The organism is Flavobacterium oreochromis, from assembly GCF_019565455.1.
GTDB classification, from domain to species: domain Bacteria; phylum Bacteroidota; class Bacteroidia; order Flavobacteriales; family Flavobacteriaceae; genus Flavobacterium; species Flavobacterium oreochromis.
Genome location: NZ_CP067377.1, coordinates 1,323,486 through 1,336,670 on the forward strand (window position 1 = coordinate 1,323,486; position 13,185 = coordinate 1,336,670).

Annotated in this window: 8 protein-coding genes and 3 pseudogenes; 9 read left to right on the plus strand and 2 right to left on the minus strand. The window is 31.2% G+C overall.

Annotated features, from left to right (window positions below; all coding sequences use genetic code 11):
* Positions 1-216 precede the first annotated feature (216 nt).
* A pseudogene (locus JJC03_RS06380) lies at positions 217-1,364 on the plus strand (cystathionine gamma-synthase).
* A 61-nt stretch (positions 1,365-1,425) separates the two neighbouring features.
* Here JJC03_RS06380 and JJC03_RS06385 read toward each other — a convergent pair.
* The gene (locus JJC03_RS06385; protein ID WP_235874353.1) at positions 1,426-2,214 is read right to left on the minus strand and encodes a THC0290_0291 family protein; all 789 of its coding nucleotides are present in this window, start codon (positions 2,212-2,214) and stop codon (positions 1,426-1,428) included.
* Between the two features lie 210 nt (positions 2,215-2,424).
* Between JJC03_RS06385 and gdhA the strand changes: the two genes are divergently transcribed.
* The 8 genes and pseudogenes from gdhA to JJC03_RS06420 all read left to right on the plus strand — a co-directional run bounded on the left by gdhA (position 2,425) and on the right by JJC03_RS06420 (position 12,516).
* On the plus strand, positions 2,425-3,768 hold the full coding sequence (gene gdhA / locus JJC03_RS06390) for an NADP-specific glutamate dehydrogenase (protein ID WP_088397552.1): 1,344 nt from the start codon (positions 2,425-2,427) through the stop codon (positions 3,766-3,768).
* 115 nt (positions 3,769-3,883) lie between these two features.
* On the plus strand, positions 3,884-6,172 hold the full coding sequence (gene porZ / locus JJC03_RS06395; protein ID WP_235874192.1) for a type IX secretion system anionic LPS delivery protein PorZ: 2,289 nt from the start codon (positions 3,884-3,886) through the stop codon (positions 6,170-6,172).
* 346 nt (positions 6,173-6,518) lie between these two features.
* The gene (locus JJC03_RS06400) at positions 6,519-7,172 is read left to right on the plus strand and encodes an acyltransferase family protein (RefSeq protein WP_374226247.1); all 654 of its coding nucleotides are present in this window, start codon (positions 6,519-6,521) and stop codon (positions 7,170-7,172) included.
* A 4-nt stretch (positions 7,173-7,176) separates the two neighbouring features.
* Positions 7,177-7,494 carry a DNA repair protein RecO gene (gene recO / locus JJC03_RS18700; RefSeq protein ID WP_309597762.1) on the plus strand — a complete coding sequence of 106 codons (318 nt, stop codon included), beginning with the start codon at positions 7,177-7,179 and terminating at the stop codon, positions 7,492-7,494.
* Positions 7,476-7,889, plus strand: a complete 414-nt coding sequence (gene recO / locus JJC03_RS18705) for a DNA repair protein RecO (RefSeq protein WP_309597788.1) — start codon at positions 7,476-7,478, stop codon at positions 7,887-7,889. Before recO (JJC03_RS18700) ends, recO (JJC03_RS18705) begins: the two co-directional genes overlap by 19 nt.
* Before the next feature lie 90 nt (positions 7,890-7,979).
* Positions 7,980-11,374: pseudogene (gene ileS, locus JJC03_RS06410) on the plus strand (isoleucine--tRNA ligase).
* A gap of 55 nt (positions 11,375-11,429) precedes the next feature.
* Positions 11,430-11,810: a TraR/DksA family transcriptional regulator gene (locus JJC03_RS06415; protein ID WP_088397547.1), complete on the plus strand. Its 381-nt coding sequence runs from the start codon at positions 11,430-11,432 to the stop codon at positions 11,808-11,810.
* Between the two features lie 112 nt (positions 11,811-11,922).
* On the plus strand, positions 11,923-12,516 hold the full coding sequence (locus tag JJC03_RS06420; RefSeq protein ID WP_088397546.1) for a lipoprotein signal peptidase: 594 nt from the start codon (positions 11,923-11,925) through the stop codon (positions 12,514-12,516).
* Positions 12,517-12,693: 177 nt separating this feature from the next.
* Here JJC03_RS06420 and rnhA read toward each other — a convergent pair.
* A pseudogene (gene rnhA / locus JJC03_RS06425) lies at positions 12,694-13,172 on the minus strand (ribonuclease HI).
* Positions 13,173-13,185 lie beyond the last annotated feature (13 nt).

Sequence of the window (13,185 nt, forward strand, 5' to 3'; positions counted from 1 at the left end):
ATATGAATTGTTTAACTTTTTTATTAAATAATATGTTTACAGTTTCTAATATCTAATATTAATGAATTTTAATATTGATAAAAGAAACATTTATAAAAAATGTTGCTCTAGTGTTTAATTAATTATTTTTGTTTTGCTAAATCCATCGATCTTTGTAGTCGAGTAAAAAGATTAAGAATTAAGGGATAAAATTATTTTTGATTTAAAATTAAAATTATGAAATTTAATACAAAAACCATACATGGTGGTCAACAACATGACCCAAGTACAGGAGCTGTTATGCCTCCTGTTTATAATACTTCTACATTTGCACAGCATGATCCAGGCGTTCCTAATAATGGATACGAATATAGTAGAGCTGCAAATCCTACTCGTACAGCTTTAGAAAATGCTTTAGCAAGTATTGAAAATGGAGCTAGAGGGTTAGCTTTTTCTTCTGGTTTAGCTGCAACTGATTGTGTTTTAAGAGGATTAAAGGCAGGTGATGAAGTAATTGCGATGGATGATTTATATGGAGGGACTTATCGTATGTTTACCCGTATTTATAAAGAATCAGGAATTAAATTTCATTTTGTAGATATGAATGATCTACCAAAGTTTGAATCATTAATTAATGAAAAGACTCGTTTAGTTTGGGTTGAAACTCCAACTAATCCATTGATGAAATTAGCTGATATAGAAGCTATTGCTCAAATTACTAAAAAACACGAAAATATTCTTTTTGCAGTCGATAATACATTTGCAACCCCTTATTTACAAAAACCACTAGATTTAGGGGCAGATATTGTAATGCACTCTGCTACTAAATATTTAGGAGGACACTCTGATGTAATTGCAGGAGCTTTAATAGTAAAAGATGAGGAGTTAGGAAATCAATTGCATTTTCAACAATTTGCTACAGGAGCTACTTTGGGGCCTAATGATTCGTTTTTAGTTTTAAGAGGAATTAAAACATTGCATTTACGAGTGCAACGTCACTGCGAAAATGGAGCGAAAATTGCTGATTTTTTAGAAAATCATCCTAAAGTAGAAAAAGTGTATTATCCAGGATTAGAAAATCATCCTTTTCATGAAGTAGCAAAAAAACAAATGCTAGGGGGTTTGGAGGTATGGTGACTTTTACTTTTAAATCAGGAGCTAAACAAGATGCGATAGACTTCTTAAAGAAATTAAAAGTCTTTACATTAGCAGAATCTTTAGGAGGGGTAGAATCATTAGCTAATCATCCAGCCCTCATGACTCATGCTTCAATACCTGAAGATAAAAGAAAAGAAATAGGTATATCAGATGATTTAGTACGTTTGAGTGTAGGAGTAGAAGATATTGAAGATTTAATAGAAGATTTACAACAAGCATTAGCATAATAAAAACAAAAGCCCTGATTGAAAAATCAGGGCTTTTGTTTTTTAATAGTATAATATGATCCTAATTTAAGTAATAGATATAACCGAAATTTAACCAAACTAGCCAATCGTTTGCTTTGTTTTCAGGGTATAAATTTTGATTAGGATTTAAGCCATCTATCCAGTTTGAATTAAAATATTGCCAACGTAAATCAATGATTAAGTCAGACATTAAATTTAGTTTATACCTCGATCCTACGCTTCCCACAATAGACCAAGTACTTCCAGAATCATTAGAAAAACCATGAGGTTTTCCATCTGAAGGACTCCAGTATTTTTGAAAAATATTATTTTGATTTAAGAGAACTCCATCTCCATAAGATGTTTTAACTTCGGGATTGTAAAAACTATATTGAGCACCTAAACTTACAAACGGAGCAAAACTTCCTTCATAAGCTGAGAAATCACGAATGCTTAAAGGGTAATATTCTAATTGCATACCTACATTAGTTACAGATGTAGATCCTTCCATTGCTCTTAGTTGTTTACCTCCAATAGAGTTTTTATCTGCTGATTGTCCAAAATGATTTAATTTTGTTTTATTGTAAGATAATTCTGTTCTTATTTTGAAGTGATCATTAAAGTAAGTGTCTGGTGTGTAACAATTACAATCAGAGCGATACGAAAAATTTAAAAAGTGAACAAGTCCAATTCCTATCCCCGTGTTACCTGCATCTGTTTCTAAATTATTACGTTGTCCATAATCTGATTGAAAAGCAACAGGTCCTACGACTACCCCTAGCTCATTAGAAAAGCCATATTGAGCAAATAAATTATAATTTGCTCCTAAAAGAAAAAAATAAAACAAAATAGTATATCTTTTGCATAAACTTATTTTTTGACTTGATTAGACAAATATATAAAAACATCACCCACTTTGTAGATAAATTTTTGAAAATATTTAAAAAAAGGCTTGAAGTTTATTAAATTTTTACTATGTAAATTATTTAGATAGCTGTATATTTGCTCACCAAACGAAAAAACGTTTTTAAGATTAAAACGAAAATAAAAGAATAAAATTATGTCACAAAGTATTGAAGCTTTTGTTGAAGCAGTTGCAAAAAACAATCCAAACGAACCAGAATTCTTACAAGCAGTAAGAGAGGTTGCAGAAACAGTTATACCTTTTATTGAAGCTAATCCTAAGTACCAAGGGAAAACATTATTAGAGCGTATGGTAGAACCAGAACGCGTAATTATGTTTAGAGTAGCTTGGGTAGATGATAAAGGGCAAACTCAAGTAAATAAAGGATATCGTATCCAAATGAATTCAGCTATAGGACCTTACAAAGGAGGATTGCGTTTTCACCCTTCTGTAAACTTAAGTATTTTAAAGTTCTTAGCATTCGAGCAAGTATTCAAAAACTCTTTAACTACTTTGCCAATGGGTGGAGGAAAAGGAGGTTCTAACTTTGATCCTAAAGGAAAATCAGATAATGAAATCATGCGTTTTTGTCAAGCCTTCATGACTGAATTATCTCGTCATATTGGTGCTGATACTGACGTTCCTGCTGGAGATATTGGTGTTGGTGGTCGTGAAGTAGGTTATATGTATGGTCAATACAAAAAATTACGTAACGAGTTCACAGGAGTATTAACTGGAAAAGGAATCACTTTTGGTGGTTCATTAATCCGTCCTGAAGCTACTGGTTATGGAGATGTGTATTTTGCACAAAACATGTTGGCTACTAAAGGAGAAAGTTTTACTGGAAAAACAGTAGTAGTTTCTGGATCAGGTAATGTGGCACAGTATGCGATTGAAAAAGCAACTCAATTAGGAGCTAAAGTTGTTACAGCTTCTGACTCTTCTGGTTATATTTATGATGCTGATGGTATTGATGCAGATAAATTAGCTTACATCATGGAAATTAAAAATGTAAGATACGGAAGAATTAATGAGTACGTTGCTAAATATCCAAATGCTAAATTTGTAGAAGGAAAACGCCCTTGGGAAGTAAAATGTGATATTGCATTACCATGTGCAACTCAAAACGAATTAAATGGAGAAGAAGCGCAATTATTAGTAAACAACGGATGTATTTGTGTGGCTGAGGGTGCTAATATGCCGTCAACTCCAGAAGCTGTTGAAATCTTCATTAAAAACAAAATTTTATTCGCTCCAGGTAAAGCTTCTAACGCTGGTGGTGTGGCTACTTCAGGTCTTGAAATGTCGCAAAACTCTTTACGTTTAAGCTGGACTAGAGAAGAAGTAGATCAAAGATTACAACGTATCATGAGTGATATTCACGAAGCATGTGTTACTTATGGTAAAGACGAGTCTGGTTTTGTAGACTACGTAAAAGGAGCAAATATTGCTGGTTTCGTGAAAGTAGCAGATGCTATGTTAGCACAAGGAGTAGTATAAACTTCTTAAGGTTATATAATTTAAAGGCACTTGTTATCAAGTGCCTTTTTTATTCATACCAAAAATTAACTTATTTCGTTTTTAGAGTATATTTGTCAACACAAATAAGAAAGACATGAAGAATTGGGTTACATTTTTATTTATATTGCTAAATTTTTCTCACGTTTTTGCTCAAGAAATTAACTCTTGGAAAGGCTACTACTCCTATAACATGGTTAAAGATCTTGAATTAGTAGGTAATAATATACTGATAGCTGCTGATAATGCTTATTTTTTATCTGATTTAAACACAAATCAAACTAAAAAAATTTCAACTGCCGAAGGTCTTTCTGGAGATCCTATTACTCAAATTCATTATAGCCCAACTTATAATAAAACCATTGTAGGGCACTCTAATGGATTAGTTATTATTGTTGATGAAACAGATGGTTCCATGTTTTATCTAAAAGGAATAGAAGATAAACCTAATATTTTACCTAATAAAAAAAGAATAAATCATTTTGAAGAATATAATGGAAAAATATATATATCTACAGGGTATGGAATTACCGTTTTAGATATGGATAAATCTCAATTTGGAGATACTTTTTTTATAGGAGTAGGAGGAACTGAGCAAGATGTTTTAAGTACCTCTATTATTAATGATACGATTTATGCTATTGTTAAATCAAACGGAATTTATGCCGCTAGATTAACTAATCCCTTTTTGATTGATTTTGCTCAATGGAATATTGTTCAACCAGGCAATTGGCTTTTCTTGAAGTCTACCAAAACAAAAAAAATTTTAATATCTGATATGGGAGCTATACATGAATTAAAATCAGATAATTCAATCTCCTATATAACTTCTGTTTTACAAATTCCTAAAGATGTTAATTATAATCAGGATAAATTAATAGTTACTTCGTCTAATTATATTAACATATTTGACGAAAATTTAAATCCAGTAAAAGAATTAATTTGGGATAAAAAATTTCAATCATTTTTTACAAATTCTTCCTTTAAAAATAATAAAATTTATACAGGAACAGAAAGTAATGGTTTGTTTTCCGTAGACTTAGATAACACAGAAGTAATAACTAATTTGACACCTTCCTGCCCAGAAAAAAATCGTTTTTTTAGAATAAAGGTGAATAATGATGTTTTATGGGGTGTTTATGGAGGGTATTCGCTATATTATAATCCTTATGAGTACTGTTGTGGAGGACCTAGTCAATCAGGGATTAGTATTTATTCTGATCAAAAATGGATTAACCTTCCGTATGAAAATTTATTAGGAACTAGAGCTATATCTAGTATTGCTTTTAATCCTAAAGATAAAAATCAAGTTTTTATTGGTTCTTTTTTCAGCGGATTGTTGAAGCTAGATAATTTTACAGCTACTAATTTGTATAATCAGATGAATAGTCCATTAAAAGATGAGTTAATTCCTAATGTAGTTCTTGTAAATACACCTAATTTTGATTTAAATGGGGATTTATGGATTACAAATAGTAGAGCGGAAAAAGCTCTTTTTTCTGTTGATAAAAACAATAATTGGAAAAGTTATTCTTTAAAAAATATAGTACTTCAACCCTTAGCTGAAAGTTATTCTGCTATGAAAATTGATAAAAATGGGACAAAATGGCTTGGTACGTTTAAAACAGGAGTTATAGGGTTTAATGAAAAATTAAATAAAAATATTATTATTAGTAATATAAAAGGAAAAGGTAGTTTACCAGACAATGATGTTCGTTCTTTAGCTCTGGATAATAACAATCAATTATGGATAGGTACATTTAACGGCTTGCGTTATTTGCCAAATGTTAATTCATTTTTAACGGATACCAGTTTAGATGCTAAACAAATTATTTTACTTGAAGAAGGAACTGCTCAAGAACTTTTCTATCAATCTAATATCCTAGATATAGAAGTTGATGGAGCAAATAATAAATGGGTTTCTGTTGAAGGATCAGGTGTTTTTTTTATTTCACCTGATGGACAACAAACTAAATTACATTTTACAAAAGAAAATTCTCCTTTACCTAGTGATATAGTAGATGATATAGAAATTGATCAAATAACAGGTAAAGTTTATTTTGCTACTAATAATGGAACTGTGTCTTATCAAAGTTTACCAACTGTGGGAACCAAAGATTATTCAAATACTTATATCTATCCTAATCCCTACCGACCAGAACATAAAGAAACGGTTAAAATTACAGGATTAAAAGATAAAAGCAACGTTAAAATTACAGATATAGAAGGGAATTTAGTATTTGAGGTAATCTCGCAAGGAGGAACACTGGAATGGGATACCTTATCTTTTGCTAAAACAAAAGTGTCATCAGGTGTTTATGTTGTATTAATATCTGATGAAAATGGGGAGGATACAGTTGTCAAAAAATTACTAGTTATTCGATAAATAATGTTGTTGAAATATAATAGTATTAATTTTCTTCGTTTTTTAATGGCTAATATAATTATGTTAGCTCATTTAGTAGTCCTAACTGAAGATAAAACAATTAATTTCTTAAGTCTTTTTGTAAATCGAATTTAGCTGTTAGTAGTTTTTTCGTTTTAAGTGGTTTTTTAGTTACTAAAAGCTTAGTAAATACACCTAGTCTTAAAATTTATTTTCTAAAAAGAGCTAAACGAATTTTACCCGCATACATAACGGCAATAATTCTTTCAGTATTAATTCTTTCCAGTATTTCTACTTTATCATATTTAGATTATTTTACAAATAGAATGACATATCGTTATTTCTTTTGGAATCTATTTTTTTAAATTTTATAGAGCCCTGCCTTCCTAATGTGTTTAGTACAAACCCCCTTCCCTTTATAAATGGTTCTCTATGGACAATGAAAATAGAAGAAGGATTTTATATTATCCTTCCCATACTATTTTACTTAATTAATAAATTTAAGAACAAAACATCAGTATTAGCGTTTGTTTATTTAGCTTCTGTTTTATATTCTTATATAATGTTAGAGTTTTTAAATTTACCATTGTTAGAAAAACAACTTCCAGGAAAATTATCCTATTTTTCCATAGGAATCTATATTTATCTAAATTTTGATTTCTTTATTCAAAATAAATCGAAATTTTTAATAGCAGCATGGTTCTTATTTTTGATTCAAGTTTATTTTTTAAATATTGACTTATTTTTTCCTTTTATATTAGGGGTAACCATTTTGTTTCTAGCGTATTCACTCCCTTTTTTGAATAAATTTAGTGCAAAAGCAGATTATACATATGGTATTTATCTTTATCACTTTCCTCTAATACAAATCGTTATTTATTTTGGATACTTCAAAAAATACAACCCTATAATCGTTAGTTTGATAGTAATATTAATAACTTATGTATTAGCCTATTTTTCATGGCATCTAATTGAAAAACGCTTTTTAAATAGACCTTAATTTTATGTTAACTAAAACTAAAGCAATCGTTTTAAGCGCTATTCGATATCAAGAAAAATCTTTGATTGTAAAATGTTTTACCGAAACAGATGGTATCAAAACATATTTTGTATCTTCAGCTTATTCAGCTAAAAAGTCAAATCAAAAAATAGCATACTTTCAACCATTAACAATATTAGATATTGTAGCAAATCATAAAAATAAAGGAACGTTAGAGCATTTTAAAGAGATTGGAGTAGCTATACATTTTCAAACTATCCCATTTAATATTGTAAAGCACTCCATTGTTCTTTTTTATCAGAAATTCTTCATCAAGTTTTAAAAGAAGAAACAAAAAATACTTCCTTGTACGTATTCTTAGAAACAGCTATTGTATGGTTAGATAATCACGAAGAAATTGCTAATTTTCACCTTATTTTTTTAATTAAAATTACAAAATTATTAGGTTTTTTCCCTGATACAGATGAACGAGAAGCTCCTTATTTTGATTTATATAATGGCATGTTTAGGGATTCATTAGATATCCATACCCTAACTATTGAAGATACCCTTTTATTTAAGCGTTTAGTTTTGTTAGAATTTTCTAATCAAGAAAAAATATTTAAACAACAAGAAAGACAAAAACTCTTAGATATTTTAATACAATATTATCAATTACATTTAGAAAATTTTAAAAAACCTAAATCACTTGAAGTTTTAAAAGAGTTGTTTTATTAACATAATCCATTAAATATTATACATCTTTCTTTGGCTATTGATTTATAAATCATTACATTCGCCGATTGATTTTTAATAGAATATAACGATATGAATTTCAACGAATATAAAGGACTTGACTTGCCTACAGTGGCGTCTGAAGTACTTGATTTTTGGAAAAAAACAATGTCTTTGAACAATCAGTAACTTCACGTGAAGGAGCTACCCCGTATGTATTTTTTGAAGGACCTCCTTCAGCTAATGGTTTACCAGGTATTCATCACGTAATGGCACGTGCGATTAAAGATATTTTTTGTCGTTATAAAACTCAAAAAGGATACCAAGTAAAGCGTAAAGCAGGTTGGGATACTCACGGTTTGCCTGTTGAATTAGGTACCGAAAAAGAATTAGGAATCACGAAAGAAGATATCGGAACTAAAATATCAGTAACTGAGTATAACGAAGCGTGTAAGCGTACCGTGATGCGCTATACAGATGTATGGAATGATTTGACAGAAAAAATGGGATATTGGGTAGATATGGAAGATCCATATGTGACTTATAAATCCAAATATATGGAGTCGGTTTGGTGGTTGTTAAAACAAATTTATACTAAAGATTTGTTGTACAAGGGTTACACTATTCAGCCGTATTCACCAAAAGCAGGTACAGGTTTGTCTTCGCATGAAGTAAATCAACCGGGTTCTTACCGTGACGTAACGGATACGACTATTGTTGCGCAATTCAAAGCTTTAGATGCAACCTTGCCAAGTTTCTTACAAGGTTTTGGTACTATACATTTCTTGGCTTGGACTACTACACCATGGACTTTGTCAAGTAATACAGCATTAACAGTAGGATCTAAAATTGATTATGTTTTAGTAAAAACATTTAACCAATATACTTTTGAGCCCATCAATGTGATTTTGGCTAAACCATTAGTTGGAAAACAATTTGGTGGAAAATATTTTGTTGCTGAATCTGATGAAGATTTTGCAAATTATAAATTAGAAGATAAGAAAATTCCTTATCAAATCATTGCTGAAGCAAAAGGAGTAGATTTAGTAGGAATAAAATATGAACAATTATTGCCATTCACATTGCCTTATCAAAATCCTGAAAATGCGTTTAGAGTAATCTCAGGTGATTTTGTTACGACTGAAGATGGTACGGGTATCGTACATACGGCACCAACTTTTGGGGCGGATGATGCTAAAGTAGCTAAAGAAGCAACGCCAGAAGTGCCGCCAATGTTAGTGTTGGATGAAAATGAAAATCCTGTTCCTTTAGTAGATCTACAAGGAAAATTCGTAGCTCAAATGGGCGAATTTGGTGGTAAATATGTGAAAAACGAATACTATAATGAAGGTGAAGCTCCTGAAAAATCAGTAGATGTAGAAATCGCAATTTTATTAAAAGAGCAAAACAAAGCTTTCAAAGTTGAAAAATATGTGCACAGTTATCCACATTGTTGGAGAACTGACAAGCCAATTTTATACTATCCATTAGATTCTTGGTTTATCAAAGTAACTGAGGTTAAAGATAGAATGTTCGACCTAAACGAAACGATCAACTGGAAGCCAAAAGCTACAGGCGAAGGGCGTTTTGGGAATTGGTTGAAAAATGCAAATGACTGGAATTTATCTCGTTCTCGTTACTGGGGAATTCCATTGCCTATCTGGAGAACAGAAGATAAAACAGAGGAAATCTGTGTGGGTTCAGTTGAGGAATTGTATAATGAAATTGAAAAAGCCATTGCAGCTGGTGTTATGACCGAAAATCCATTCAAAGGATTTGTGATTGGCAACATGGATGAAACAAATTATGATTTAGTCGACTTGCATAAAAATGTGGTGGATAACATCGTTTTAGTTTCAGCTTCTGGAAAACCTATGAATCGCGAAACGGATTTAATAGACGTTTGGTTCGATTCAGGAGCAATGCCGTATGCACAATGGCATTATCCTTTTGAAAATAAAGAGTTAATAGATGGTAATCAATCATTCCCAGCTGATTTTATTGCAGAAGGAGTGGATCAAACACGTGGATGGTTCTATACCTTACACGCCATCGGAACTTTGGTTTTTGATAAAGTAGCTTATAAAAATGTAGTGTCAAACGGATTGGTATTAGACAAAAACGGACAAAAAATGTCTAAGCGTTTGGGTAATGCCGTAGATCCGTTTACCACACTTGCTGAATATGGACCTGACGCAACGCGTTGGTATATGATTTCCAATGCAAACCCTTGGGATAACTTGAAGTTTGACATTGAAGGTGTAGCGGAAGTTCGTCGTAAGTTCTTTGGTACCTTATATAATACCTATTCCTTCTTTGCGTTATATGCTAATATTGATGGGTTTAAATACGCAGAAACAGAAGTTCCATTAAACGAAAGACCAGAAATTGACCGTTGGGTTTTGTCAGAATTGCAAACGTTAATTCAATTAGTTGATGAAGCATATGCTGATTATGAACCAACAAAAGCAGCTCGTGCTATTTCTGACTTCGTTCAAGAAAATTTAAGTAACTGGTATGTGCGTTTATGTCGTCGTAGATTCTGGAAAGGGGAATACGGAACAGATAAAATAGCAGCGTATCAAACACTTTATACTTGTTTGCTAACAGTTGCAAAATTATCTGCGCCAATTGCTCCATTCTTTATGGATCGTTTGTATAAAGATTTGAATGCTGCCACACAAAAGGAAAGTTTTGACAGTGTACACTTAGCTGTTTTCCCAGTTTCTGTTGAAAGTTATGTTGATAAATCGTTGGAGAGTAAGATGTTGAAAGCGCAAACAGTTTCTTCATTGGTATTGTCTTTACGTAAGAAAGAAATGATTAAAGTGCGTCAACCACTTCAAAAAGTTATGATACCTGTTTTAGATGAAGTACAACGTGCCGAAATTGAAGCCGTATCTGATTTGATTAAAGCGGAAGTTAATGTGAAGGAAATTGAATTGTTGGACGATGCTTCTGGTATCTTGGTGAAACAAATCAAACCTAATTTCAAAGCTTTAGGGCCTCGTTTTGGTAAAGATATGGGGGGAGTTGCTAAAGAAATTCAAGGTTTTTCACAAGAGCAAATTGCAGAAATAGAAAGAAAAGGTGAGATAAGTATTGTTATTTCAGGAAATAGTGTTACTTTAACACCTCAAGATGTTGAGATTACCTCTCAGGATATTGAAGGCTGGTTAGTGGCTAACTCAGGAGGTATTACAGTTGCACTAGATATTACCATTTCAGATGAATTAAGAAATGAAGGAATTGCACGTGAATTGGTAAATCGTATTCAAAATATTCGTAAAGATTCTGGTTTTGAAGTAACAGATAAAATTAAAGTTACCATGGTCAATCAAAACGAAATAGAAGGAGCTGTTGCAAATAATTTAGAGTATATTCAAGCAGAGACATTAACAGAAGAATTAATTTTTGCTGAAAATTTAGAAAATGGCACAGAAATTGAGTTTGATAACCTCAAAACAAAAATTTATATAACAAAATAAAAATAGTTTTTCGAAAACAAACTAAACTAGATATTAACCAAAAACGCATTAAATTATGGTGGAAGAACAAATTAGATATTCGGATTCAGATTTAGCGGAATTTAAGGAGTTAATCCAGACTAAATTAGAAAAAGCCAAAGTAGATTTAGAACTTATAAAAAGTGCTTACTTAAACGATTTGAATAATGGTACAGATGATACCTCGCCTACATTCAAAGCATTTGAAGAAGGAAGCGAAACAATGAGTAAAGAAGCTAACTCTCAATTGGCTACTCGTCAAGAAAAGTTTATACGTGATTTAAAAAATGCCTTAATTCGTATTGAAAATAAAACGTATGGCATTTGTAAAGTGACTGGTAAATTAATTGCAAAAGAGCGTTTAAAATTAGTTCCACATGCTACGATGAGTATCGAAGCTAAAAATTTGCAAAAATAACATATCGAAGACAAATTACTAAACGCTCCCCAAAGGAGCGTTTTTTATCTTATTTAAGTTTCCTTAATTTGTATTACAATATTCCTTATTTTTGCCTATCAAAAGTTAAAAAATGAATCTAAAAAAAGCCTATTTAATAGTTTTCCTAGTTTTATTAATAGATCAAATATCAAAAATATATGTAAAAACAAAATTCATGCTACATGAAGAAGTTGTTATTACTAAATGGTTTAAATTTCTTTTCGTAGAAAATGAAGGGATGGCTTGGGGTGTTGAACTACCAGGTATATACGGTAAATTAATCTTGACAACTTTCCGAATTTTTGCAGTTTTTGGAATTGGTTATTGGTTGTGGCAATCGGTAAAAGAAAAAGCTTCTAATTTATTAATAGTAGCTATTTCATTAATATTAGCAGGCGCCTTTGGAAACATCCTAGACTCCGTATTCTATGGTGTTATTTTTGATCATAGTGAAGGACAGTTAGCTACTATTTTTTCAGATAAACCCTATGGAACTTGGTTGTACGGAAAGGTTGTAGATATGTTTTATTTCCCTATTTGGCAAGGAGAATTACCTTCTTGGATCCCTGTTTTTGGGGGTAGGTATTTTACTTTTTTTAATGCTATTTTTAACGTAGCTGATATTGCGATATCTACAGGAGTAGGGATATTAATTGTTTTTAATAAAAAAGTTTTCGGGAAATAAAAAAGCAAGATCATATATATGATAGATATCTTAAAATACAAATTCTTCTTAAGTGATTCCTTTCCTATTCGTAATTTATAAAATAGGCTTAAATAAAATAAACAACCACTAATTTTGTTTTTTTGTGGTTGAGTAATTACTGTTTTTGATTGTTTTTAAGATATCTTTTCTATTCAATTATAATAATTTAGAACTTTCTTCTTCGTAAAAAGTATCAATAGATAATTTTTTTTGTTGTGATGCCATAACCGCTAGTTCATCACAACGCTCATTTTGAGGATGATTATTATGTCCCTTTATCCATTTGAAATCTACCTGATGTTGGCGGTATGTTTTTAAGAAACGAATCCATAAATCAGGATTTTTTTGCCTTTAAAGCCTATTTTTTCCCAACCTATAACCCATCTTTTTTCAACAGCATCTACTACATATTTTGAGTCAGAAATAACTAATACCCGTTGATTAGGCTGTTTTAATTTTTCTAATCCTACAATTACAGCTAAAAGTTCCATCCTATTGTTAGTAGTTCGTCTAAAACCTTCGTAAAATTCCTTTTTATACGAACTTCCCACAAGCTCCATTACCAAGCCATACCCTCCAGGCCCAGGGTTTCCTTTTGCTGCTCCATCTGTGTAAATATGTACTTGGTATGTCATCTTTTTGAATTTA

Excerpts from the sequence above, each read along its gene's own strand:
- porZ (WP_235874192.1), top strand. The coding sequence starts at position 3,884 with ATGAAGAATTGGGTTACATTTTTATTTATATTGCTAAATTTTTCTCAC.
- JJC03_RS06415 (WP_088397547.1), top strand. The coding sequence starts at position 11,430 with ATGGTGGAAGAACAAATTAGATATTCGGATTCAGATTTAGCGGAATTT.
- recO (WP_309597762.1), top strand. The coding sequence starts at position 7,177 with ATGTTAACTAAAACTAAAGCAATCGTTTTAAGCGCTATTCGATATCAA.
- JJC03_RS06420 (WP_088397546.1), top strand. The coding sequence starts at position 11,923 with ATGAATCTAAAAAAAGCCTATTTAATAGTTTTCCTAGTTTTATTAATA.
- gdhA (WP_088397552.1), top strand. The coding sequence starts at position 2,425 with ATGTCACAAAGTATTGAAGCTTTTGTTGAAGCAGTTGCAAAAAACAAT.